Source organism: Paenibacillus radicis (ex Gao et al. 2016), from assembly GCF_014641555.1.
Taxonomy (GTDB): domain Bacteria; phylum Bacillota; class Bacilli; order Paenibacillales; family Paenibacillaceae; genus Pristimantibacillus; species Pristimantibacillus radicis.
On record NZ_BMHY01000004.1, the window covers coordinates 492,849 to 517,739 of the forward strand.

The window sequence follows — 24,891 nt, forward strand, 5'->3', positions numbered from 1 at the left end:
AATGGCCAATCCGAATATGATTCGATCAAACAAAGAGGCTGTCTCGGCTTGGCGTGAATACGCCAGTCGAGACAGCCTCTTTGTTTGCAGCTATTGCTTGCAGAAGACTTGCTTACACCCGCGGGCGCAGCAGCTCTCTTTTCTCACCAAACACTTTCATTTCCAGATCTTCGATCCGGCGTTTAATCATAAATTGATCGTATGATTCCTTGTTTTTCAACAGCTCAACATGAATAGCGGCGAGATCCGCTTCATATTTGAGAATCAAATCCTGCATCCGGCTATAATCCTTTATGATTTCATCAAGAAAATCGTCCACCTCGTCCGGATTGTAACCGCGGAATTTTTTCTCGAATTGCTTCGCATGAACAGCGTTTGCAGTTAGTGTAATGCCATAGTTGACCAGCTCGCTCATAATACGTAATACCCCTTTCAAGCGCTTCTCAAATCAATCAATAAAAACTTTATAGTATTAACTATACGATGTTTGAGGGTGTTTTGCCAAATCTTTGACCTTTCTGCCTTAAAAAACGGTGTAAAACCGCGCAGTAGTGCGGTATACGGGAGATTTTACCAGCTAAGCCTGAAGGGAATGCGGCCCCGTATGCCGTTGCTTTTGTTGCTTCTGTTTCATCCATTCAGGCAAGGCAATTCCGGCGAGCACCAGCACAACACCGGCCCATTGAAGTCCGCTAACATGCTCATGCAGGACGAATGTCGACAGCAGGACGGCCACCGGAAGCTCGGCTGCGCCAAGAATGCTGGCCATGCCTTCCCCGATATGAGGAATGCCTATCGCGTACAACAGCGGCGGTATAAAGGCCCCGAATAATCCAAGCAGCGCTCCAAACAGCAGCAGCCCTTCGAATAAATGCCCGTTGAATAGAAAATGCGGAGGAAACAGAATGAACACCAAAGCCACCGATCCGGTGCTCATCCATGCACTGCGATAAGCCGGATGTGCATCCGGCACGGCTTTGCCGCTGAACAAAATCATGAGCGAGTAGCTGATGGCTGACAACAGTCCAAGCCCCATGCCCGTCATATTGAATTGCGCCCCTCCGGGAGCCGCCAATCCTGCAGCTAACGCCGTACCGATCAATAAAACGACAAGTGCAAGCAAGATCACCCTGCTTGGCCGTTTGCGCTGAATAATGGCTTGCAAGACGACACCAATCCAAGTGAATTGGAATAACATAATGATAGCAAGCGATGCCGGTATATATTTGAGCGAGTGATAATAAAGCAAGCCGGTCACCGCGGAAGGCGTACCTGCCAGTACCAGAAGCAGCTTGTGCTTCCATTCCAGCTTCCGCCACGCTGCGGGCGGATTAGCAGGCATACCGCCAGTAATGGTGCCGCGTTTTTGCTTGAGCTTGATAAAGGCTGCCAACAGCCACGCCAGCAAAAAGCCGAATGAGAGCTGGCTGCCTACCACCTCGCCTAACGTAAACCCGCGGTCGTAGGCGTGTACGACGATTGTCGAAAGAATGCCATAGCTCATGGCGCCCACTAAGACGGATACAAAGTATTTCATGGGGTTAAATTTCCTCCTGTCTAGGCGTCCATGCCTCTATAAAAACGCAAAAAAACCTAACCGCGGCGGGACGAACCGCTTGGCGGCTCTCTCCGATCATTCGCAGTTAGGAAGTTAAGGCTCCCTGTAGGACCCCCGCCCTTCTTGCTTCAATATGCGGGGTTATACGAGACATGAACTGTGTTCACAAATTAATCTTTTTCACTTCGTCATATGTTACATGACAGGTGAGTTATTGTCAATCCGTAATGATTGCTCCCTGCAAACAAGCATAAATAAAAAAACTTGCAGTTCGTGAAAAAAGGGTATAGAATGCTCCTTAATCAAGCGTTATTCGAATAGCATTGACAGGCAATGACGGAGAGAGTAAGCAAGGTTACATTCCTGACAGGGACGGTGCGCCACCGATTGAGAGCCGCCGAGCGAATGTCCTGGCCGAAGTTCACTCCCGAGCCGGAACTTGAAGGCAAGTCCATTGCGGCTTGCAGTAGAGCTCCCCGTATTCTCTGCGTTAAAGAGATTAAAGTGAGATCGCGCGCCGCCTTAGAGCTCAAGGCTAGCCGGTCTAATTAGGGTGGTACCACGGCTTCTCGTCCCTTGCGGAGAGGAGCCTTTTTTGCGTCCAATTTTACACAAAACAATAAGGAGTTGTTCAGACATGAGCTACAACCATCTACTCGTCAGCCGTGGCAAACAAGCGGAAAATACATCGATTCACCTCGGGTCTACCATCATTGGGGGCGGACAACCGGCGATGATCGCCGGCCCTTGCTCCGTGGAAAGCTACGAGCAGCTTCGTTCTGTCGCATCACTGTTGAAAAAAACAAGCGTTAACGTCCTTCGCGGCGGTGCCTTCAAGCCAAGAACCTCCCCTTACGATTTCCAGGGCCTCGGCCTTGACGGGCTGAAGCTGCTGAAAGAGGTTGCCGATGAGTTTGACTTAATTACCATTAGCGAAATCGTCGATCCTAGACATTTGGAGCTGGCTGGCGATTATATCGACGTTATTCAGATCGGCGCTAGAAACATGCATAACTTCGAGCTGTTGAAAGAAGCCGGACGATTGTCCACGCCGATTCTGCTCAAGCGCGGGTTGTCGGCTACGCTGGATGAATTTCTGCATGCTGCGGAATATATTTTGTACGGCGGAAACAAAAACGTCATGCTTATCGAAAGAGGTATCCGCACCTACGAACGGGCGACGCGCAATACACTCGATATTTCGGCGGTTCCATTGCTCAAGCTGGAGACTCATTTGTCGGTATTGGTCGATGTGACCCATTCTACCGGCCGCAAAGAAATTATGGCGCCTTGCGCCAAAGCTGCTCTTGCAGCAGGCGCTGACGGCGTTATGGTCGAGGTGCATCCGAATCCGGCTGCCGCTCTCTCCGATTCCGCCCAACAGCTGGACTTCGAGCAGTTCGAAGCTTTCTACAATGAAGTCAAGCGTTCCGGACTGTTGTCCCCAGCAGCTTCAGCCGGGATTACAATTTCTTAAAGTCGCTTTTCATAATCTTGAGCACCAGATTGGGCCATTCCGGGTTTGCGGGACAATATTTGCGGGCGATCTTCTCAACGGTCGTATAGCCTTTGTTCACATAGTTTTTGGACAGCAGCTGCCCGAACTTCAGTACGCTGTCACCCTTTGTCTCAAAGGTGAATGCCCGGTTATGGGGATTGCTGCCGGTAGCGTTTAAGCCGAATAAATTATTTTTATTTTTCGCCAGCTTGCTTTTGCCATTGCCGCTCTCAAGCTTCATGACAGCGATAGTGAAATAGGCATTAATGCCGTATTCCTCTTCGATTTTTAGTATCGCTTGCTCCAGATTCTGCCCGGCCAGCGCCGTATTATCGAGAATCTCGGCAATATGCGATTCAGACAGACCGGAATCGGCACCGACAATAGAAGATGGCTTGATTGGTTCCGTTTCCTTCTCCTCCGGAAGCGGCTGCGGAATCGCAATCCGTAACGTATCCTCATTGCGCAGGAAGGCTTGTTCGATTACTCGCTGCCGCTGTTCCGGAGTTTCCGTCGCTAAGATTGCCTGCTGGAGCTCTTTGACATAGCGGCCATGCACGAAGCCTCCGTCTTTGAGGGCGACCCAGCCGTTATCAAGCGGACGATCGATAACAAGCTTTGTTCCCTGCTTGACGACCTGAACGATGTCCGAATCGGCATTGGACTCTGAGCGGATGTTCAAGTAATGCGCAGTCACTTCATAGACGGGATCAAGCGGCAGCGGGGCAATGACAGGCACGCTGTTTGCTGCCTCGTCGTCTGGCAGGTTGCTTGAAGCCTCGTTGTTGGCAGGAAGGTCGCTTAAAGCACCATTGCCAGCCCCATCTGGTGCCTCCGCAGGCAAATCATTGGTATCTTGCGCTTTAGTTGAAGCTGACGAAGCGATTTCATCAGAACTACTTGCTATATGTACAGACGGTCTTTTCTCCTGCTGGGGCGCTGAGAATGTGAAGTTGTCAATCGATGATTCCAATTGGAGCGGGGACAGCCATTCCTGATCCAGGAAAGCTGCTAATGAAACCTCTTGCGGCTGACCAGCCGCCGACTTGCTATATGGATCCGGAAATTGCATACCTAAAGTCGTGAGTAAGGCTGCACAAAGCACATAAACGAACCATTGCAGATTCCGTTTTTTACGCATATTCGTACCTCTCCCTTCATCACCTTGCGATATAGGATAGATTGTACACACGCGATATTGCGAAGCATGTCAAACGTTCTGATGCTGCAATTGGTACATTTGTCGATAAACAAGCTGTTTTATAGCCGATATTGACTCTTTTCCGCAGCAGAGGATCTTCGTCTTGCCGGAACCTAGCAGATGCTGATAGATTGGATACAGGAAGCTCTTACCCTGCCTGCGCTTGCCGCTCCTTTCTATCAGATTGAAATCTTTCAACAAAAAGCGCAGATGGCGAATATTAAAATTATTAGAAAAACTGCGGCTAACTGTCTCATAACGGCTTAAATAGTAAAGGAGCAGAGGAAAATCCTCTGCTCCTTTTAATTGTAAGGATTAGTTAGCTGTGAATGAAACTCCGCTTGCTGTAGCCCAGCTGCCGACAGGAGTTACTTCATACGATAGGCCGGCAGCCAGCTTGCCGCCGTTCTGAATCTCAAATATGCCAATGGCGCCTTTGCGCGACTGCACTTTGTATTGAGCGGTTAAAGTTGTTCCATCTGAGCCTTTTAATTGGATGGAACGGTAAGCGAACAATTCATCCATCGGATCGGCCTTGAGCGTAACGTTCAAAGTCGCGGAATCAGCCTGCGATACGGAATCAATTACAAGCGGTTCGATTGTTCCCGCTACAAAACTGTCATTGGCGAGTGTGAACCAATCCGACGAAACGGAGTATTTCATGCCAGGCTGCAGCGTCTTTCCTGCTGGAAGCCTGAATTTTGGTTCTTGCTTGCCGTCCGTCGATTGTGTGAAGCCGACATAATTGACCGTCATCGGCTCCCCGCCTTCAGGCGTTAACACGGCTTGCCGTGAAGCCAATGAAGAAATGATTTGCATCGGTTTGCCATCCAGCGTATTGTTCTCGCCCATTACCACCGCATTGGCACCGCGTCCGCCTGCATAAGCAGAGATCAGGTAGCCGTAATCAATCACACCGTCAATACGGAAAGAATCGACTTCAAACGTATCCGACGCCACTTGTCGTGTAGCGTTTAGTTTCATTTTTTGGCTGCTGGAATCGACCTTGAACGTTTGCTTGCCTTTATAGTTCAATGTGTACATCGTATCAGCTTTCATTGTTTGAACCGGTACGATGTAAGTAGCGATTGAGCCCGTCTTCAGTCGAGGCTGATTGTTAAGCTTTAGTCCGTTATCGAATGCAAAGTTCTCGGTCGCAGCCGCTGTTTCCTCGTCGGCAAGCGTGAGCGGTGCATCAAATGTGACTTCGAACGTAATGGCATTAAGCGCCTTGATCGATTGGATCTGAGCCGTTTCCTTACGGATCGCTTGCTCAGACAAGACGAGCAGTTGTGCGGCTTCTCCACGAGTCAGCTTCGTTTGGCCGATGCCAATGCCATCCATCCAATAACGGACCGAGTTGACGTCGCGCTGCAGCGCTTTGGCAATCATTGCAGCCGCCTCTCCCCGGTCAGCCAACTGATTTGGCTGGATACTCTCTTCATTTGTAATAAGGCCTGTCGCGACGGCTTTATCCACATATTTCTTATACCATTTGCCTGATTCCGAAGCTTCAGGCGCCGAACCAAGCGTCAAGACAATCATTTTCACAAGCTCAGCATTTGTTACATCCTTCTCAGCTCTCAGCTTGCCGTCCTCATAGCCTTGAAGCACACCTTTTTTCACCAGATGCTGTATGGCTTGGTCGACCTGCAGGTTGAACGAAGCGACGATGGACTGCGGCGCGGCTCCTGCTGCCGAGACTGTTGTCATATGAAAGGGGAGCAGCGCTCCTCCGCCTATGATTGCTGTTAATGCTGCAATTGCCGTTTTCCGCTGAATTCTATTCATCTTTATCTCTTCCTCTCGCTCTTAGTGTTGTTCGGTTACTGCATCAATCATAGAACAACACTCTAAAACGGAGCATAAAGATGTATAAACTTTTTATAAACAAGCTCATAACTTTGTTCAAACAAGAAGCGCGATCAAACGGTAAAACGATATCCGGCGCCCCATACGGTCTCGATGAATTGCGGGTTAGACGGGTCTGCTTCGATCTTCTCGCGAATGCGCGAGACGTGAACCGTTACCGTCGCGATGTCGCCGGTCGATTCCATCCCCCATATTTTTTCAAACAAACCCTCTTTGCTGAATACACGGTTCGGATTTGCTGCCATAAAAGCCAGCACCTCGAATTCCTTTGCGGTTAAAGCAATTTCTTTGCCGTGCAGGAAGACCCGGCGTGCCGATTTATCGATCGACAGCTCCCGGATATCGATGCGCTCAGGCTCCTTTTTACTGTCTGTGAACCGTTCATAACGTGATAAATGGGCTTTTGCCCTCGCAACCAACTCATTAGGACTAAACGGCTTCGTTACGAAATCGTCTGCGCCTAGGCCGAAGCCGCGGATTTTATCCACCTCTTCTTTTTTGGCCGAAACAATTAATACGGGTACATCAAGCTTCTCCCTTATTTGCTTGCATATTTCAAATCCGTCCGCGCCCGGGAGCTGAAGATCCAGAATGATTAGCTGGTAGCTTCCGCTTAATGCTAACGCCAATCCTTCCCGGCCGTCATGCGACATGTCCACTGTAAAATCATGCAATAGAAAATAGTCACGTTGAAGCTCTGCGATATAGGGGTCATCCTCTATAATTAATATCCGTTTCATAGCTGCATCACCGGCGATCCTCGAAAATTTTTAACGTAAAATAAATAGTCGTTCCTTGCTGAGGCAAGCTTTCTGCCCCAATCTCCCCGCCATGCCCTTCAATAATTTGTTTGGCTATTGCCAGTCCAAGACCGCTGCCTCCCGCTGCCTTACTGCGAGAAGGCTCTTCCCGGTAAAACCGCTCGAAAATATGCGGCAGTGCATCAGGGTGAATACCAGGACCGTTGTCTTTAATCTGCACGATGGCAAAGCCGTCCTTTTCTTCCATTCCGATCGTAATCCGCTTAGGCTGGCTGACCATATATTTCAGACAATTGCTGAGCAGATTAACGACGACACGCTTGAGCTTTTCCCGATCTGCAAGAACAAAGAACTCGTCTTTCCCCGTTGCCAGCCAGCTGACCACTACCCGCTCGTTATCGAAATCGATCGCAAGCTCCTCCACGACGCTCTTCAGAAACGGAAGCAGCATTAGCTGCTCGAACGAGAACGGTTCCTTGTTCAAGTCCAGCTTAGAGTAGAGCAGCAGCTCGTCCACCAGTTGCTCCATATCCGATGCCCGAGTGTGGATGGCTCCTACGTATTTGTCCAGCTTTTCCGGTGTATTCGCTACCCCATCACGAATGCCCTCCGCATAACCTTTAATTGTCGTTATCGGTGTCCGGAGATCATGCGAAATGTTCGAGAGCAGCTGCTTCCGGTTCTCCTCGTAATGGAGCTGCAGTTGAACGGAATCATACAGCTGTCTGCGCATTTGGTCAAAGGTCAGCACGAGCTGCCCCACCTCATCACGAGAGCTCGAATGCAGTTGGAACGTTAAGTCTCCTTCGGTAATATGCTCGGCAGATCGCCGAAGCGCATCGAGCGGCTTAATGATTTTACGTGTTACATAGCGGTACAACAGCCAGCCGGTCAGCAGTAAAATGGCAGCCAGCATTCCGATTAGTATCGGCAGCAGCGTGCGAATCACCTCTGCGAATGGGCTGCGTTCCCTGATAACAAAGATGCTGCCCTGCTCTTCAGGAGAGAAATAAAAATCGAATTTGGCGTAGGAAAAAAAACGATTGCCCACATTCATCGTATTGCGGATAGAACGGTTGTTCAGATCGTATGCGGGCAGCGCTCCTATTAAATCAACATCATGGAGCGTTGGCGTTTGATATAAAATGCGCTCGTCGTCACGAACGACAAGACCCGCCTGCACCATCTTCAACTGCTGATCGTAGTCTTCGAGCAGCAGCGTCTCCTTCAGACGCATTGGATCATGTTTGGCCAAATATTTCAGATCGATGAACAAGCTGTCTTCTTCATCGGAAAGCGGATGAACCGCATAGTGTACTTTATAAAACCCGCTGATGCTGCGGAAATCTCCGGTTACCGCAACCGACAGCGAATATGCCGCCAGCGCGAACACGATTACGGACACGATGACTACCGACATGAACGACAGCAGCAGCCGAAAGCGGATGGACAATGCCGGCGCCTCCTTCAAAGTCTATTGCACCCTATTGTACTACCCCGCTCCTTAGAAATCTATTAGCCAAGTTAAACAATCCTTAATATGGAAAATAAACCAGTGAAGAAGGAATTAGCGAATCAAAATGTAAATCTGCATGTTGTCAGCCGCATTTTCGATGATCTATGGTATCAAAATGCAAAAGTGCATTTTGATTGGCCTAAAAAGGCCCCGCATCGTAAAATATAGCGATTTCAAATGCACTTTTGCATTTTGAACGCTGTTTAGGAGCTTTTAACGCTCATCAGCCTGCACTTTTACATTTTGTTTCTTCTTTCGTACGGGAAAATTGTGTGATGATAGTATTTTCCCGAATTTTAAATGCCGCTAATTATTAGAGGCATTAACAAATTGATGCTAAGCTGCCGCTCCACTCCTCTTTGCTGCTGCAGTTATGAACATCGCAGCCCTCCATTTTCCAGCATTCATGCTATAATAGAACAGTCGTGTTTACGAGCCTGCCGCTTTGCAGGCTATTCAGCCGATAGGAGGATAACGATGGATATTGTTCAAATTGCCACTCATTTAATTGACGAAGATACGGAGCAGCCCCGGTACCAATTCGACGAAGAAGCGCTGCAGGAACTAATGAACAGCATAGACGAGCTCGGCTTGCTTTCTCCTATTAAAGTAAGAGAAACCGCAGGCGGCCGGTACAAAATTATATATGGCAACAGACGCTATAAAGCGTGTAAGACGCTCGGCCGTCCTGCCATTCCATGCATTGTCTCGACGGTGACCAACGAGCTGGATATTTACTTGGAGCAAATCGCGGAAAATTTGACGCGGGAAGGCTTCTCTCCCATTGAAGAAGCGGAGGCGTTCCATAAGCTGCTTAACGATCCGAAATTCAGCAGCTCGACGAAGTTTTTATCCAGCAAGCTCGGCAAGCCAGAGAGCTATATTAAAAACAAATGCGAACTGCTGAAATTCAGCAATGCGGTGAAAAAGCTTATCGTCAGCGGAACGGAAATCCGTAAGGATAAACTGACTGAGGACCAGCTCTTGCCGCTTAAGGATTTGCCAATGGAGCATCGTGATCCGCTTGCGCTTATCATGGCACGGGACGAAATGCCGGTAAGCGACGTCAAAAAAATCGCCAAGCTGTTTAAAGACAGCGAGATTACGCCTTCTACGAAGGACAAGCTGCTTTACAAGTCAGGTCCAGGATTGCTGGAAACCTGGTATACGATTCAGCATAACAAGGCCGAGAAAGCAAAACAGCCTGCGGAAGCGAAACCTAAACCGAAATCGAATCCAAGCCATTCAGAAACTGACAAACCGGATGCGAGCAAGCCAGAAGCAAGCAAACCGGAGACAGGCAAGCTGGAATTGCTGCAGATGGACATTACTACCTCAGCTCCCGGCCCTTCAGCGGTTTCAGAGGCAAATTCACCGCTCATCGCACAGCAGCTTCAGCAATTGCTTACCGCACTCCCTCCCCATTCGGCTCTGCTGCCGGAGGCGCTGCATTCGTTTCAAGAACTAAGCGCTGAGGAGAGACAAGCTTTGCTTAGCGGCATCGACTCGCTGCTTGTGAACCTGCAAAGCCATCTGGCCGAATGGAATAAAATTAAAAGCTTAACGATGCAATCGCAATAACAGAAGCCCGCCCCTGCGGTTAATCCGCTAGGGACGGGCTTCTGTTCATTTCATATATGCCGGTCGGGGTCGATGCCTTTCGTTTCGGGTGCGAATAGTAATACCGTCACCGCGCCAACAAGAATCGCTATGAAAAAAACGATAAACACAGCTGTTAACGGAACGCCTGCTGCAACCAGCACCCCGACGAGATAAGGGCCGATGACGCCCCCTACCCTTCCGATCGCTGCGGCAAAGCCAACGCCTGTTGCCCGGATCGAGGTCGGATACAGTTCTGGCGTATAGGCATACATTGCACCCCAAGCGCCCAGATTGAAGAAGGATAGACAGATTCCTGCCGTTACAAGCATCGCTTCCGAGCTCGCTGTTCCAAACCATATCGCGCTGACTGCGGTCATTGCCAGATACGTCACCAGGACGAATTTACGGCCATATTTTTCGATAAAGTATGCAGCCGTAAAGTAGCCCGGCAACTGGGCAATTGTGATGATTAATACATACTGGAAGCTTTTCAGCAGACCAAAGCCCTTCAATACCATAACGGTTGGCAGCCACAGAAACATGCCATAGTAAGAGAAAACAACAGTAAACCAAAGCACCCATAACGCAGCAGTTGATTTTCGATAAGGACTTGACCATACAGAGTTCATCCGATCACGGAAGCTTAGCTTAGTTCCGGCTTGCCGTAAGAAACGCGAGGAATCCTGAACGGCTTTCCGTAAGTATAAGGCATACAAGGCTGGAACGGCTCCGATCGCGAAGGCCATTCTCCAGCCATAGCGGGGAATAACGAAATAAGCGATTAACGCCGCTAGAATCCAACCGCCCGCCCAGAAACTCTCCAGCAGCACGATGGCTCGTCCCCTATCCTTAACCGGCACTGACTCGGATACGAGCGTAGAAGCAACCGGCAGCTCTCCGCCAAGACCAAAGCCGGCAATAAAACGCAAGACGCATAACACTGCAAAACTCGCTGCCAGTGCTGACAAGCCGCTGGCGACCGAGAAGATCAACAACGTCCATAGCAAGATCGAGCGTCTGCCGTAGCGGTCTGCAAGCGAACCTGCAACTGCTGCGCCCACAGCCATGCCCACAGAATTAATAGCGGCCATTAGTCCGATCTGCTGAGCTCCCAGTCCCCATTCTACGCTTAATGCGGCGGCTATAAACGAGACAAGTCCGACATCCATCGCATCGAACAGCCAGCTTAAGCCGGTGCTGACCAGCAGCTTGCGAAGCTTGGCATCACGGAATAACGTTACCGCCGTGTCATTGCCCATTTAGACAGCCTCCAGCAAAATATCGTTTTTGCTGTAATTTGCCCAGCTAAAGCTAGTATTATGTGAATGTACATTCAGCCCTAATTTTCCGAAAGCTGCTGCAGCACCTCGTTGAATCGATCCGGATAATCGGTATGTACGCCATCTACACCCCAATTAACCGCCTTCTCCATATTGATCTGATAATTGACGGTATAAGCGTAAACGAGAAGCCCTGCCCCTTTTACCTTCTGAATATAGGAAGGGTTGATCTGCTGGAAATTCAAGCCGATTCCCGATGCATACGAGCTGATATCCTGAAGCGCAGAACTGCTTATGAATGCCGGCGTGTTGTACCACATCAATTGGAAAAGCTCGACATCCGCGTTCAGCTTGTGAATTTTCCGCAGACTGCTCTTGCTGAAGGACTGTACAACAACATGATCGGCTAGTCTAAATTCTTCAACCAGTGCGATCATCTTTTCCTCCAAGCCCGGGTTCGTCTCCGGCGCCTTCGTCTCCAGCATATAATTGGTCTCGCTGCCGAAGGTTTCGAATATTTCCCGGAGCGTCGGTACTTTTTCGTTCACAAACTCTTCTCTGGCGTACATGGGATGAAGCTCATTGAACCATGAACCGGCATCCAAGGCTTGAATGTCGGCTAAATTCATCGACGATATTTTGCCAGTGCCGTTCGTCGTGCGGCTGACCGTCTCGTCATGCATCGCGATGAGCTCGCCGTCTTTCGTCATCTGCAAATCGATTTCAATATAATCGGCGCCGGACCGGATGCCCATCCGATAAGCCGATAAGGTGTGTTCCGGGGCGTAGCCCGAAGCGCCGCGATGGGCGATCGTTGCCACCTGAATCTGATTCGAGAACCAGCTCTGAATCGACAGCGGTTTTCCCATAAAGGAAAATGCGGCTGCAATGAGAGCAAGAACGAGTAAAACGTGAAGGCCGTAAAAATACAAAGATGGTATCTGCTTTTTGCGCAAAACGATAATTCCTCCTGATCCTGAAGCATAGATGCTAGTTTGTTGGCATGAGACAAAGTTGCCTATAAATACAATAACATGAATATGATGAGCCGTCAGGGAGGCGATTATGAAAAGCACCAAGCAGCAACCTTATATTTGCATTTTTATTTCGATGTCAGACATTAAAAAATTCATCTGGATTGACTTTATTGCAAGTACATTTATCTACTATGCTTTGAAAATTCCGTCCCATTCTTTAATCGCCGCCACTGCTGGCAGCATGGTTGCTCCAATGATTATCCGCCAATCGATTATTTTTCGAGGCCGATTCAAATAGCATGCCGAACGCAAGGTGGAACTTTAAGCGAAGCGGCCATCTCGTTTATAGGAAAGCGAATAAAGCAAGCACGGACTTCTATGATCCGCTGCCTGCTTTATTCGCTTCGTTTTCATTACTCCCTGCGCTCTTCCCGCAGCGGCCTTACATCAGCCGGCATTAACCTCGCCTGGCGCCTTTCCGCCGTAAAGCGGCCGCGATAACAGAAGACGGTGCCAATTAGCGGACTCTTCACATGAACTGATATGCGATAACACTCTGCAGCATCGTCATACCACTCCTCCACATCGGCATTTCCCGTTAGCATTCGCGGAAATTGGAACCCCAGCAATCCTTCGTAAAAGCGCTGATCGCCAGAGCGGATACGAATCCCTCCTTTGTCCGTAACAGACAACGTCAGATCGACCGCCAGATGCTGCTTATCGCCCAAGTAATCAACAATCCGCTTTCTCTGCTCGCTATAAATCATCGTAGCATCGAACCGGCGCACTTTATTATTAAATTTGAATTTACGGATCCATGTGACTGTCTCTCTTCCATAGCGATCGCGATAAGCAAAGTTTTCAATCGAAAACGGAACCCGCTTGCCTCCCTGCGGGAACATAATGTGACGGGAAGCTCCTAGCGCCAATGGAACATACGCGAGCTTGTTATACCAGATGAAATCCATCTCCCCGCTCCCTACAGAAGCGATGCCATCCGAGCTGCTAAAGCCAAAGCGCTCCTGAATTCGCGGATGAAGCTGGTGAAATTCATCACCAAGTATTTTCTCATAAATCGAAACGGGTGCCGGTGCCGCATCAAATAATTTAGCGAGAATGGCCATCATTAAACACTCCTCTCATTCGGTTTGCGCAGACAACGGCTGGCCTGCGGAAGTTGACGGACCGTTAACGCCGTAATAAAAGCCAGCGCAATCATAGGCACGCTCAGCGTCAGCGGATTAAACGGCGATTGGATCATTGAAGGGTTGCCGATCATCGCTCCCAAAGGCAGCAGCAACAGCAATACCGATTGCCAGACAAATAGGGACGGCTTCCGATGCCATTTGATCGTCAACAGAGCGATTACAATTTCTCCTGCTCCAAGCAGCTGCAAAACGATACGCTCCAAGCCAGCAAACCAGCCTAACTGCTCTAGCATCGCCATTTCTCCCTGCTCAGGATAAAGCAGCTTTGGCACGATCCCTTCGTAGAGCCATAGTACGACTAGCAGCGTCAGTGAAACGTAATGAAGAATGGCTCGTTGAATGCTGACGGAAGGTGGAATTCGCTCTTCCAGCCAAATGCGCAGCGCATCGAAGCTCCAGGCAGTCGCATAGCCGAATAAAGGTCTGAATACGATGCGGTCGAAACATTGGCCAGCCGCTCCCCATCTCGTCTCGTAATCATATTGCGTCAAGAAGACCACGCCATCCCCTTGCGGCCGGTATTTCCAAAATCCAGAGCCTTCCTTAATAAGCGATACCCGCTGCCCGGAGCCAAACCGCAGCGTCGAAGTCCGCTCTCCGCTTCGCTTGTGAAAGATCGACTTTGTCTCACCCGTACCGGATACAGCCATGCCAAATCCGATTCTAGTCCTGTATAGAAAACGCTGCGGAAGATCCTCATCGTCTGACTTCGGCAAATAAGCAATCTCGGAAAATCGCAAATCCCATTGCTGATGCAATTCCGGCGACTGGGTATGATGCCATAGCTCCTCCAGATCGGCTGCAATTTCGGTCTCGACATAGATCGGTTTATTGCGCATTCAATCCGCCTCCTGCTCCTCATCTTCCAGCGATCGGTTCCGCATGGCCGCCGTCGGCAGCGGACAAGACTCGTCTACACGGCCAAACAGTTTGTAGCGGGTTCCAGCAATGAGCGTGTAGACAACATTCCGGAGCGGAGCAGGAACAATGACAGCTCCATACAAAAGCGGCCATGCGCCATCCAGCTTCTTAAGTACACGCAGCGCAGCGTCTGATTTCGTATAGTAGCGGCTGCCATCGATCATCACGAACGTATCCAAGTCTTCCGTAGATAGACCGCCGGCTTGGAGCAGCCGCTGACCTGCCTTCGACTGAAGGGCAGCGAAGCGAAACCTTTCCCTGCTGTCACGCTTCGTGACGAAGCGGGTAATCCAGTGGCATAACACGCACTCCCCATCAACAAGCAGCGTTATCGGCTGTACGTTCCCTTCTGCGTCTCCATCATCCTTGCCCCAGCTCATCCCAATCGCTTCCTTTCTGTTCTAAGTGTATCCTGATCATTCCCTTAGCGGCAGTTCCAACTTCTATAGGACGGTACGGAAAGAGGGTACTACATTCCGTAGTACCCTCTCCGGTGAACCGGTCAATGCAGGCCTTTGCGCTTCACCTTCGCAACCGCTTCTTTGCTGCTGCGGACGCCCAGCTTTTTGAGTATTTTGTTTACTTGATTCTTCAAGGTACTCTCTGCTTTGAACAGCTTTTTCTCAATTTGCGGCTGGGTATACCCCTCTTCGATCAGCTCGAACACTTCGCGTTCCGCCGCGGTTAATACGTTCAACTGCTCCTCCCGCTTGAGTCGCGACAGCTCCTTCAATAGAGCTTCCATCGCCGCAGGATTCCGGTGAGCGCTTCGAATCGCGTGAGGCAGCTCCTTGAAGTTCGCCTTCTCGATATAGTTGATCGCGCCTGCTGTGAACGCTTGGGTCATTACGGCTTCATCGCTTAAAGAGGTCAGCATAATGAGCTTAGCCGGATGAATATCATGCATTTCGATCGCCAGCTGAATGCCGTCGAGCCGGCTTCCGCTCAATTGGATATCGAGAAGCGCAACGTCAAACTCAAGCGTCCCCGCCAATTGCAGCGCCTCTGATGAGCCTTCGGCAGCTCCAACGACAAGCAAGTCTTCTTCTTTATTGAGATAAGCGGTCATCGCTTTGATCCAATCGGGATCATCCTCGACGAGCAGCACTTTAATATGGCTCATTTTCCATCCTCCGTTCCTAATGGCTTGGCCGGAAAAAGCAAGACGACAGAAGTTCCTGCGCCAGGCACGCTGTTCAATTCGGCAGCTCCTCCGCTTTTACGCATCACATTATAAACGTAAGAAAGTCCTAGTCCAAAATTGCCGCCCCGGTTTTTCGTACTGTAAAAGGGCTGGAACACCTGCGGGATGACATCGGCCGGTATTCCCTCACCTGTATCTTGGACAGTCAGTTTGAAAACTTTCTTCTCTGCGGCCAGTCGAATCGTCAGCAATCCGCCGTCAGGCATCGCCTCTACCGCATTCATTAGAACGTTGCCAAGCGCTTCGCTGACGTGAAGCGGGTCACCGATGAGCGTCGGTCTTGCGGCATACTCAACCGTCACTGCAATTCCCCCTTGCTCGAACACCGGCTTATGCTGAAGCAAGCAGTGATCCGCCAGTTCATCCAGCCGGTACCGGTGCTTGGCCAAAACAAGCTCTTTAGTCTGGCTGTGCATCCGCTCCGCCATGTGCAGCAAATGCTCTGAAGCATTGGCAATGATCTGCAGATGCTCTTTGGACGCGGCGTCATTGTCCGTTAGCGAGTATTTCAAATTTTCCGAGCTTAAGGCAATCTTGCCGATTTCATTCTTAATCGAATGGTTAAGCAGCGTCGTACCGGAGCTCGCCGCCTTCATTGCGCCTTCCAGCGGGTCGCGCTCGAACCGAAGCTTCACGCCAAGCACTCCGATCGCAAAGCTGCCCAGCAGCGCAACTGTGAGTGAGAACAATATAAAAAATGAGATATAGCGGAAAAATTGAAAGTCAGGAATGAATGCATTGGCTGCATTAATAAAGACCAATACCGCAATAACAGTAGGGACGATAATGACTGTAAGAATTAAGCGGCTCTTCCGCTTCCTTCTGTCCTGTTCCCGCCATAAGGCCCGCAGCAGCAAAAAGCATGCCGTCAAATAATAAGGCGCAGTCCATAATAACAGAAGCCCGAACGGAATTTCGAATACCTGATGGCTCAAAACAGCAATAATCGTGGCTGCCGGAGGCAGGAGCAGCAGCAGCTTGGCATACAGCCGAACCTTCTTGCTCAGCATCGAATCCGAGTAAACGATGCTGAATATAAGCACGCCATATGGCGTTATCGTATGATTCAAGAGTTGAACAGCATGCGCGGCCGCCTCGTAACCGGCTTCATACAGCGTATCCGCTAGACCGCCGATTGAAGCGAATACGAGAAAGGCCGCTGCCCATCGATTCGCCTCGCTCCGAGGATTAGCGACAGCAACGACGGCCGCGGCTGCAAGCAGCGCAAAAAAATAAAACAGCATAGCGATACCGCCTATCCCAGTATGTGATAGCGTAATCGTAACATAAGCAGTTGTACGCATCACCTGTTATTTCACGCATTGGGCATTTAACCCATCATGTAGGCGATGAGCAGCGCAGCCGTATTCACAACTGCATCGGCATGCGTGCGTTCCATTCCATGGGATGCATGTACGCCGGGACCGATAAGCGCAGCACGGACATTGCTTCCTCCACGCAAGGCGGCAGAGGCATCGGAGCCGTATTGCGGGTAAATATCGACCGCATGCTTAATACCCGCTTTTCTGGCCAACTCAATAAGCTTTGAAGTCATTTCGTAGTCATACGGTCCGGATGAATCTTTGGCGCAGATCGACACATCGCGTTCAGTCGTCGTCAGATCGTCGCCGATCGCTCCCATATCGACCGCAATCAGCTCCGTAATATCGGAAGGCATATAGGCGTTGCCGTGACCAACCTCTTCGTAGGTGGAAAAGATAAGCTTAACGGTACGCACCGGCCGGATACCCGATCTCGACAGCCATTCCAATACGCCAAACAACGCGGCTACGCTGGCTTTGTCATCCAGGTGGCGGGATTTGATCCAGCCGTTCGCAAGAAACCGCGTGCGCGGGTCCCACGACACGATATCGCCGGGCTGAATGCCAAGCTTCTCTGCTTCCTCCTTAGAGGCTGCATCCTCATCGAGCCTGATTTCCATGTTTGCCTCTTCACGCTTCCAATCGCGTGCTTCGGGATAGACATGGACGGAAGGCTTGGTCGATAATACCGTCCCTTCATATTGACGGCCGTCGCGCGTATGAATCAGGCAATATTCGCCTTCCACCGTCTGCATCGCATAACCGCCGATTGGCGTAAAACGCAGCATGCCGTTTGACTTGATCGAGCGAACCATAGCACCAAGTGTATCGACATGGGCTGTGAGGGCAAGCGTATTGCCGCTTTCTTCTGATGTGCCGGGAATGGTGATGATGCCGTTGCCTTTCGGCGTTCTCTCCATCGTCCAGCCCAGTTTGGCAGCATCTGCTTCCAGCAGCTTCATAATCGCCATACAATAACCGCTTGGGCTAGGCGTACTGAGCAGTTCAGCCAATCGTTCTACTATGTAATCTCTATTCAAGTCAGGTTGAATCGTATTTGTCATCTTTCCCACCCCTTCAGCTCTATCCCGTCATTTTACCATATCCTATGCACCGGCTAAAATATGGAGTAAAATCACTTTGTTGCACTTGTGCACGGCATCACTATCCCTTGGAGGACTTCGTATGTTATTCAGTCATCGTAAACGATACGCATTTATAGCATTCAAATGGCTCGCTCTAGCGATCATTGCCGGACTGCTCGCTGGGACGGCATCCGCAGGTTTTCTGGCGCTTCTGGAAGGGGCAACTGAACTTCGCATTGCACATGGCTGGCTGCTGTGGCTGCTTCCCATCGGGGGCGCTTTCGTCAGTTGGATCTATTCACGTTACGGCAAAGACTCTGGCAAAGGCAACAATCTGCTGCTTGAGAGAATCTATGAAAGCGGCGGTGCCGCGGTACCGCTTCGAATGGCTCCGCTCGTGTTGTTCGGCACGGTGGTTACCCATCTCTTCGGGGGCTCTGCAGGGCGGGAAGGCACAGCTGTTCAAATGGGCGGCAGTCTGGCAGACGATCTAAGCAGGCGTATAGGACTAAGCGGCCCTGAACGTCAAATCCTGCTAATGTGCGGCATCAGCAGCGGCTTCGGTTCCGTATTCGGCACGCCGCTTGCCGGCGCCGTATTTGCGCTGGAGGTCGTGGCCCTAGGCTTCTTGCATTATCGTGCAGCTATTCCTTGCTTGCTGGCCAGCTTTGCAGGCCATTTCACTGTCCTTGCATGGGGTGTCCGGCATGCTTCTTACTCCTGGGGCGAGGTTCCGGCATTCAGCTTCATGCTTCTTCTGAAAATAATAATAGCCTCTATCCTGTTTGGGCTGACAGCGTGGCTGTTCAGCGCTTTGACGCACAGGATAAAGGCTATGATGACGAAATGGTTCCCGAATGCCTCGCTTAAAAGTTTCATCGGCGGCGCAATTATCATTGCGCTCGTCTTTGCCTTCGGCACTCGGGATTATTTAGGCTTAGGCCTGCCTTTGCTAGAGCAGTCCTTCCAGCAAACGGCTTCTCCACTGGAGTTCATTGCCAAGCTGCTCTTCACTTCCGTTACGCTTGGAGCAGGCTTTCAGGGCGGAGAAGTGACGCCGCTATTCGTGATCGGCTCTACGCTCGGCAGCACGCTTGGCGGTCTGCTTTCCGTCTCCGTGCCCTTGCTTGCCGGTATCGGCTTGATCGCCGTGTTCGGGGCCGCTGCCAATACGCCGCTCGCAAGCGTCATAATGGGCATCGAGCTGTTTGGCATTGACGGCTTCGGGCCGCTTTATATGCTGCTCGGCTGCGCCGTTGCCTACTTCTGCTCCGGCCGAAGCGGGATTTACAGCTCGCAGCGGCGCCGCTTTCAGTTCATGGATATTAGAAAATAAATACGAAGTAGATCACTGCCGCAAGTACGATCCGATAAATGGCAAACGGCAACAATTTAATGCGGTTAATTAATTTCAAGAAGAAACGGATCGAGATTAGTGCAACGACAAACGCCGCAATAAAGCCGACGATGAAGAACGGCAGCGCGTCCATCGTAAAGTATTCCAAGTTTTTGTACAGCGACAAGATGCTGGCACCGAACATAATCGGCACCGCCATAATAAAGGTAAAGTCAGCCGCCGTACGGTGGCTGAGCCCCATCAGAACGCCCCCCGAAATCGTTGAGCCGGAACGGGAAAAGCCTGGCCACAGCGAGAAACATTGAATGAGACCGATGACGAGCGCCTGCTTGTACGTAATTTGGTCGACCGAATCAACCTTCGGTTTTTTCGAGCTGTAAAAATCCGCGATAATCATTAATATTGCACCGACCACTAAGCCAATCAATACGGTAGCTGTCGAGAACAAATAATCATCGATATAATCTTCAAACAGGAGACCAAGAACAGCTGCAGGGATCAAGCCAACGATAACTTGCGCCAGCTTTAGACGCTTTTGACCCTCGACTGCTGTTGGAGCCGCTTCTCCTCCTCTAAGGCCTTTCTTATTGCCTAACAGCTTGTTCAAACCAAGCAAATCAATAAATCTTTGGCGGAATACGATAATGACCGCTAGAATGGAGCCAAGCTGAATTACGACTTTGAATGTATTGGCTACATACTTTGTTAGAAATTCCTCGGATTTAAGCCACATATCGTCAACGATAATCATATGTCCCGTTGACGAGACCGGTGCAAATTCTGTAAGTCCCTCGACCATGCCGAGAATAAATGCTTTTAAAAGTTCAATAAAATCCATTGCTGCTTGATCTCCTTTGCTTAACGGGTTGAATTCCTTGTACAAACACATAATCCTTATCCATAATAGCACACAAGCAATTGCCAACGCTCTCCCTATTTCAGGTGCAATTTTGGAGTAAACGTTCATGAGATACGCTTCCGGGAATCAGCTCATTCGTTTCCTCAAATTACGCAGATAGCGCTGCCGGATAAAATAAAAGTAAGCCAGTTGAGCGGCTATAAAGCTAGCCAGCACGATACCGAGCTCCGCAGCAATTGACAGATAGAACATCGTCTGCAGCGCTGCAAATGCGAATAGGCTGTGAACGACTGCTACGCCTGTCGGTACGAAGAACAGTATAGCGAGCTGCCGGGTCACAATTGCGGACAATTCTTTGTCCGTCAAACCCAGCTTTGCAATCATCGCGTATTGTCTTCGGTCATAATCCAGATCGGAGTACAGCCGGAAATAGAGAAAGCTGCCCGCGGCAATGAAGAACATGGCTCCAATCAATAGCGAGACCAGGAGCATCATGCTGTATAAGCTCCTCTGTACTTCATACAGCGTTCCGCTTACCGTAATCGCATAAGGGGCTCCCGATTGATACCGGACGAGACCGTCCTTCGCCAATTGCGCACCTATCCCAGCTGTCTCCTTATAATCTGGCACATAGAAGCCAGTGTACCGGTCCACCGAATCCGGCACGATGCGCTCGAATAAATCATCGCTCACGACGATGCCGCCGAATTCCGCTTCAAGCTCAATATCCAGTTTAGCCGATAAGTAATTCGGTATCGGCACATGCGTCGTATAGCCGGTTTCATGAATGGTTATATCGGGCTGATCCATGAGCAAATAGCTATCCATTTTGCGGGCAGAGATATAGCTTCTCTCGCGCTGCGTTGTCAGAATGACGAGCCCTTCCCCGCCTTGGAGCTGCTTCTCGTCGAAAGCATGTCCCGCCAGCTCGACCGCCGTCTTGTAGTCCGAGAATCGGATAATCGGCAGCGTTCGAAGCCGCTTGGGCGTGTTCGCGGCGCGAACCTCGACATAGTGGATCGGCATCTCTGCGATCTGATAATCGATCCCTTTAGACGCTAATTCTGCTTTCAATTGCTCCACATGATTTTCTCCAACTTGGCTGCCTTGCTTGGCTACATAGGCGATAGCCGCCGGGTAATCTTCCAGAAACGACCGCAGCAGCGTATGGGTAGAAGCAAATACGCCTACAGAACAAAACGACACTGTTGATAAAATCGTAACCATGAAAAACATGCGGGCATTGTCCTTGAACCGATGCGCCAGACTAGCAATCGTAACGACATTCGTGCGCCGCCAAGACAACGGCCGATATCGTTTCAGCCTTTGAACGGCCAGGCCGATCAACTGTGCATACAGCAAATACGTTCCGACAATTGTCATAGCTACTACTGGAATCACGCGATAATATACCGTAGTAGCGGCTGATGTAGCTGCCAGCGCATAGCTTGCGGCGAGCAATATGATCGCCAGTAAGGCAAGCACGGTCGACGGTTTTTGGTTCGCCTTCGGCCGCTGCCCTGCCTGAAACAGATCAACGAGCCTGCTGGAGCCCAGCATTGCGGAAGTAATGAGCGAGATTGCTACAAACAATGCGGCGAAAGAGCCGATTGTCCAAAGCAGCGGAGACCATGTCACTTGGAACGGCAGCGACGGGATGTCGAGAAAGGCACTGCAAACCATCAAGAACAGCTTACCGGTCAGCAAGCCTGCAATGATGCCAAGTCCGATAGCGGCGATCCCGATCAGCATATTTTCCCAGAAGACGAGATGGCCAAGCTGCCGCGTTGTCATTCCGTGCATCCGATAAATCCCGAACTCCCGGCTGCGGCTATTCAGAAATGAACTAACCGAATAAAGCACGAACAGGAAGGCGAACGCATATAAAATCCATTCTGCTCCTACCATCGCGTTCACAGCCGAGTCTGCCAGCAAACCGCCTTTAATGGCCGGATGGCTCGTAAACAAGGCACATACGAAAAAAATCATGACCGAAAACGCGCTGCTAATGAAATAAGCGGCATAGGTCCTTTTGTTGCGTACAACGTTTCTAAGGGCGAACGAAAGAAAGGTCACGAATGTCGCCTCCGAGCAGCGACAGCATATCGATGATGCTTTGGAAAAAACTCTGTCTGCTGTCCCCTTTATAAATTTCGTTATAGAACTTTCCGTCCTTTACGAAAATAACCCGGCTGCAATAGCTCGCGGCCACCGCATCATGCGTCGCCATCAAAACAGTTGTCCTCTCCTCCGCGTTCAAGGCAGAGATCAGCGACATCACATCGCCTGCCGATTTGGAATCGAGATTGCCTGTCGGCTCGTCGGCCAGAAGCAAAGCGGGATGGTGAATAATCGCTCTGGCGATAGCCGTACGCTGCATTTGCCCCCCTGACAGCTCGTAAGGAAATTGTCCTTCGTTTGCTGAGAGCGAAAGCTTCTGCATGACTTGCTGCAAGCGTTGTTCCGCCTCTTGGACCGGAATACCGTCGAGCAGCAGCGGCAAGGCGATATTTTCCTCCACCGTCAGCGTATCCAGCAAATTGAACTGCTGAAAGACGAACCCAAGCTCCCGTCTGCGGAATAACGCCATCTCTTCCTTGTTGAGTGCATGCGGATCATGACCGCGCAGGCTGACCGAGCCTGCCGTCGGCTCATCGATCGTCGCGACCACGTTCAGCAATGTCGTTTTCCCGCTGCCGGAAGGCCCCATAATGCCTACAAATTCGCCCTCCTCGACGGAAAACTGCAGATGATCCAGCGCTGTCCGGGCTACTTTGCCCTCGTAGATTTTCGTTAATTGATTCACCTCAAGCAATGCCAACTCGCCGCTTCACCCCCTGCTGCCCTCTTGCAACCAGTATATCGAATACCGGTATGCTCTTTCTATCCATGCAGCTTACAGTTTCCTTACTATATTGTAAGGTTTGATTCGGAAAAGCCGTAATCAAACGAATGGGTGTTATTTAGAATCGGATCGTTACCGTCGTTCCTTGCCCGGCCACAGAATCGATCTCGGCAGTATGCCCCAGCTTTTCGCATATTTGCCGGACCAGATACAGCCCCATACCTGTCGATTCTTCGTATCTTCTTCCATTCTCTCCGGTAAAGTAGGCATCAAACACTTTGGGCACATCACTTTTTGGAATGCCTATGCCTTCATCCCGGATTTCAAGCACGGTCTGCTCCCCGCTTCTATAAGCGGTAAAATAAACCTTCGTGCCTTTGCCCGCCGAATAGCGAACCGCATTCGTAATAAGCTGGGCGATGACGAAGCTTAGCCATTTGTCGTCCGATGCGACCGTTAAATGCTTGTCGATGTCGATTTGCGGATAAACACTGTTGCGGATAAACAGCCTTTTTTGGCTGGAGGTTGCGTTTCGAACGACCGTTTCAAGCTGTAGTTGCTCTACATGCAAGTCATGCTCGAAACGATCGAGCCTAGACGTGTAAAGAACCGTCTCCAGCCCTTTGCGAAGCCGGTCCAGCTCGTCCCCGATAGCGCGAAACCGGCTGTCGTCTTCTTCCTGAATCAACAAATGAATGACTGAAATCGGCGTCTTCATCTGGTGAACCCATTGATTGACGAATTGGCTATGCTCTTCGTTTTTATGCTTCAGCTCAATCAGCTCTGACTGATAGAGCCGGAATTGGCTTTTTTGCAGCTGATGAAGCGCCTCTGCCAGCGGTGTATACTGCTTAGCAGCAGCCGCACCCGTCGAATAGGATTCCAGTGAACCCGCTGGTACGGACAATCGCTGATAGAAGCTGCGGTTCGACAGATACCTGTACACCAAGTAGAGCAAAAGAATGCAGCCGCTCAGCAAGGCTGCATAAATAGCAGTGTCCAGCTTGTGCAAGCCATCGAGCCAATAGACGAGTCCCGTGACGAGCAGCTGGAGTACATAAATGAGAATGAGCGAGCTTTGCTCGCGGAGAAACAGCTTCACTGCGGCAGCCCCCAGTCAGGATTGAGCCGGTAGCCTTGGCCGCGTATCGTTTGCAAGCCATGCTCAATTCCAAGCTGCGCAAGCTTCTTGCGCATACGGGTCATATAGACATTAAGCGTATTGTCATCTACAAAAGCCTGATCGTCCCAAATCGTCTCCAGCAGCCGATCGCGGCTAACGACCAGACTAGAACGTTTCATTAATTCATTCATCATTTTCATTTCGGTAAAGCTCAGTTCAACAGACTGCGACTGATAGTTCAACTGCAGCCGTTCGGAATCCAGCGTCAAGCCGCCAACTTCCAATAGCCGGTTATCCGTCTGTGCCGATGCGTAGCTGCCGTAAGCGCGCCGGAGCTGGCTGTTGATTTTGGCCGTAACAATCTCATAATCAAATGGTTTCGTCATATAATCGTCTGCGCCGTTCTCTAGCGCCATCACTTGATCCATCTTGCTCTCGCGGGCGGAGATGAACAGAATCGGGCATGTGGACAGGCTTCGGATCTGCCTGCACCAATAATAACCGTCGAACCTGGGAAGATTGACGTCCATCAGAACGAGATGAGGCGAGTACTGCTCGAATTGCTGTTTGACGGTATCAAAATCTTGGACGGCACGCGTCTCGTAGCCGAATTTTTGCAAATGATCCTCCAACAGCCGGACGAGATGCTGGTCATCCTCCACAATAAATAGTTTGAACACCGGCTTCCCTACCCTTCCCTCT

The 24,891-nt window shown here is 50.3% G+C and carries 22 protein-coding genes and 1 pseudogene; 4 read left to right on the top strand and 19 right to left on the bottom strand.

Features of this window, described 5'->3' with window-relative positions; all coding sequences use genetic code 11:
• Nucleotides 1–112: 112 nt before the first annotated feature.
• Together IEX98_RS13895 and IEX98_RS13900 are read right to left on the bottom strand one after the other, a co-directional pair.
• Complete coding sequence (locus IEX98_RS13895; RefSeq protein ID WP_188889777.1) at nucleotides 113–415, bottom strand: DivIVA domain-containing protein; 303 nt, start codon at nucleotides 413–415, stop codon at nucleotides 113–115.
• Nucleotides 416–577: 162 nt separating this feature from the next.
• On the bottom strand, nucleotides 578–1,537 hold the full coding sequence (locus IEX98_RS13900) for an EamA family transporter (protein WP_188889778.1): 960 nt from the start codon (nucleotides 1,535–1,537) through the stop codon (nucleotides 578–580).
• A gap of 622 nt (nucleotides 1,538–2,159) precedes the next feature.
• Between IEX98_RS13900 and IEX98_RS13905 the strand changes: the two are divergent.
• Nucleotides 2,160–3,035: pseudogene (locus IEX98_RS13905) on the top strand (bifunctional 3-deoxy-7-phosphoheptulonate synthase/chorismate mutase); the annotation flags it as partial.
• Here IEX98_RS13905 and IEX98_RS13910 read toward each other — a convergent pair.
• The 4 genes from IEX98_RS13910 to IEX98_RS13925 all read right to left on the bottom strand — a co-directional run bounded on the left by IEX98_RS13910 (nucleotide 3,022) and on the right by IEX98_RS13925 (nucleotide 8,343).
• Complete coding sequence (locus tag IEX98_RS13910; RefSeq protein WP_188889780.1) at nucleotides 3,022–4,197, bottom strand: glucosaminidase domain-containing protein; 1,176 nt, start codon at nucleotides 4,195–4,197, stop codon at nucleotides 3,022–3,024. The pseudogene IEX98_RS13905 and the gene IEX98_RS13910 overlap by 14 nt on opposite strands.
• Before the next feature lie 375 nt (nucleotides 4,198–4,572).
• Entirely contained in the window at nucleotides 4,573–6,048 is a 1,476-nt protein-coding gene (locus IEX98_RS13915) for an S-layer homology domain-containing protein (protein WP_188889781.1), read from the bottom strand.
• Between the two features lie 134 nt (nucleotides 6,049–6,182).
• Complete coding sequence (locus IEX98_RS13920) at nucleotides 6,183–6,869, bottom strand: response regulator transcription factor (RefSeq protein WP_188889782.1); 687 nt, start codon at nucleotides 6,867–6,869, stop codon at nucleotides 6,183–6,185.
• A gap of 7 nt (nucleotides 6,870–6,876) precedes the next feature.
• Nucleotides 6,877–8,343: a sensor histidine kinase gene (locus IEX98_RS13925; protein ID WP_188889783.1), complete on the bottom strand. Its 1,467-nt coding sequence runs from the start codon at nucleotides 8,341–8,343 to the stop codon at nucleotides 6,877–6,879.
• A 540-nt stretch (nucleotides 8,344–8,883) separates the two neighbouring features.
• Between IEX98_RS13925 and IEX98_RS13930 the strand changes: the two genes are divergently transcribed.
• Nucleotides 8,884–9,987: a ParB/RepB/Spo0J family partition protein gene (locus IEX98_RS13930; RefSeq protein WP_188889784.1), complete on the top strand. Its 1,104-nt coding sequence runs from the start codon at nucleotides 8,884–8,886 to the stop codon at nucleotides 9,985–9,987.
• Between the two features lie 50 nt (nucleotides 9,988–10,037).
• Here IEX98_RS13930 and IEX98_RS13935 read toward each other — a convergent pair whose 3' ends face one another.
• Nucleotides 10,038–11,267 (bottom strand): MFS transporter, encoded by a 1,230-nt coding sequence (locus tag IEX98_RS13935; RefSeq protein ID WP_188889785.1) that lies wholly within the window; start codon nucleotides 11,265–11,267, stop codon nucleotides 10,038–10,040.
• An 80-nt stretch (nucleotides 11,268–11,347) separates the two neighbouring features.
• A complete protein-coding gene (locus IEX98_RS13940; protein ID WP_188889786.1) occupies nucleotides 11,348–12,244 on the bottom strand; it encodes a glycerophosphodiester phosphodiesterase in 897 nt (298 codons plus the stop codon).
• 109 nt (nucleotides 12,245–12,353) lie between these two features.
• Between IEX98_RS13940 and IEX98_RS13945 the strand changes: the two genes are divergently transcribed.
• Complete coding sequence (locus tag IEX98_RS13945) at nucleotides 12,354–12,563, top strand: hypothetical protein (RefSeq protein WP_188889787.1); 210 nt, start codon at nucleotides 12,354–12,356, stop codon at nucleotides 12,561–12,563.
• Nucleotides 12,564–12,678: 115 nt separating this feature from the next.
• Here the strand turns inward: IEX98_RS13945 and IEX98_RS13950 are convergent, their stop codons facing one another.
• From IEX98_RS13950 to IEX98_RS13975, 6 genes are all read right to left on the bottom strand, one after another.
• The gene (locus tag IEX98_RS13950; protein ID WP_229692172.1) at nucleotides 12,679–13,392 is read right to left on the bottom strand and encodes a DUF4166 domain-containing protein; all 714 of its coding nucleotides are present in this window, start codon (nucleotides 13,390–13,392) and stop codon (nucleotides 12,679–12,681) included.
• A complete protein-coding gene (locus IEX98_RS13955) occupies nucleotides 13,392–14,312 on the bottom strand; it encodes a DoxX-like family protein (protein ID WP_188889788.1) in 921 nt (306 codons plus the stop codon). Before IEX98_RS13955 ends, IEX98_RS13950 begins: the two co-directional genes overlap by 1 nt.
• The gene (locus IEX98_RS13960) at nucleotides 14,313–14,774 is read right to left on the bottom strand and encodes a thiol-disulfide oxidoreductase DCC family protein (protein WP_188889789.1); all 462 of its coding nucleotides are present in this window, start codon (nucleotides 14,772–14,774) and stop codon (nucleotides 14,313–14,315) included. It lies immediately after the preceding gene.
• A 122-nt stretch (nucleotides 14,775–14,896) separates the two neighbouring features.
• Entirely contained in the window at nucleotides 14,897–15,517 is a 621-nt protein-coding gene (locus IEX98_RS13965) for a response regulator transcription factor (protein ID WP_188889790.1), read from the bottom strand.
• Complete coding sequence (locus tag IEX98_RS13970) at nucleotides 15,514–16,842, bottom strand: sensor histidine kinase (RefSeq protein ID WP_188889791.1); 1,329 nt, start codon at nucleotides 16,840–16,842, stop codon at nucleotides 15,514–15,516. The genes IEX98_RS13965 and IEX98_RS13970 overlap by 4 nt, the downstream gene beginning before the upstream one ends.
• Nucleotides 16,843–16,928: 86 nt before the next feature.
• Nucleotides 16,929–17,984, bottom strand: coding sequence for a M42 family metallopeptidase (locus IEX98_RS13975; RefSeq protein WP_188889792.1), 1,056 nt, complete (start codon nucleotides 17,982–17,984; stop codon nucleotides 16,929–16,931).
• Nucleotides 17,985–18,105: 121 nt separating this feature from the next.
• On the opposite strand from IEX98_RS13975, the gene IEX98_RS13980 reads away from it, so the two are divergent.
• Nucleotides 18,106–19,341 (top strand): voltage-gated chloride channel family protein, encoded by a 1,236-nt coding sequence (locus tag IEX98_RS13980; protein WP_188889793.1) that lies wholly within the window; start codon nucleotides 18,106–18,108, stop codon nucleotides 19,339–19,341.
• Here the strand turns inward: IEX98_RS13980 and IEX98_RS13985 are convergent.
• The 5 genes from IEX98_RS13985 to IEX98_RS14005 form a co-directional block, all read right to left on the bottom strand.
• Nucleotides 19,331–20,200: an undecaprenyl-diphosphate phosphatase gene (locus IEX98_RS13985; RefSeq protein WP_042161736.1), complete on the bottom strand. Its 870-nt coding sequence runs from the start codon at nucleotides 20,198–20,200 to the stop codon at nucleotides 19,331–19,333. The two genes, IEX98_RS13980 and IEX98_RS13985, sit on opposite strands and share 11 nt — an antisense overlap.
• Before the next feature lie 147 nt (nucleotides 20,201–20,347).
• Entirely contained in the window at nucleotides 20,348–22,297 is a 1,950-nt protein-coding gene (locus tag IEX98_RS13990; protein ID WP_188889794.1) for an FtsX-like permease family protein, read from the bottom strand.
• Nucleotides 22,272–23,042, bottom strand: a complete 771-nt coding sequence (locus tag IEX98_RS13995) for an ABC transporter ATP-binding protein (RefSeq protein ID WP_188889795.1) — start codon at nucleotides 23,040–23,042, stop codon at nucleotides 22,272–22,274. Before IEX98_RS13995 ends, IEX98_RS13990 begins: the two co-directional genes overlap by 26 nt.
• A gap of 142 nt (nucleotides 23,043–23,184) precedes the next feature.
• Nucleotides 23,185–24,168 carry a sensor histidine kinase gene (locus IEX98_RS14000; protein WP_188889796.1) on the bottom strand — a complete coding sequence of 328 codons (984 nt, stop codon included), beginning with the start codon at nucleotides 24,166–24,168 and terminating at the stop codon, nucleotides 23,185–23,187.
• Nucleotides 24,165–24,869: a response regulator transcription factor gene (locus tag IEX98_RS14005; RefSeq protein WP_188889797.1), complete on the bottom strand. Its 705-nt coding sequence runs from the start codon at nucleotides 24,867–24,869 to the stop codon at nucleotides 24,165–24,167. The genes IEX98_RS14000 and IEX98_RS14005 overlap by 4 nt, the downstream gene beginning before the upstream one ends.
• Nucleotides 24,870–24,891 lie beyond the last annotated feature (22 nt).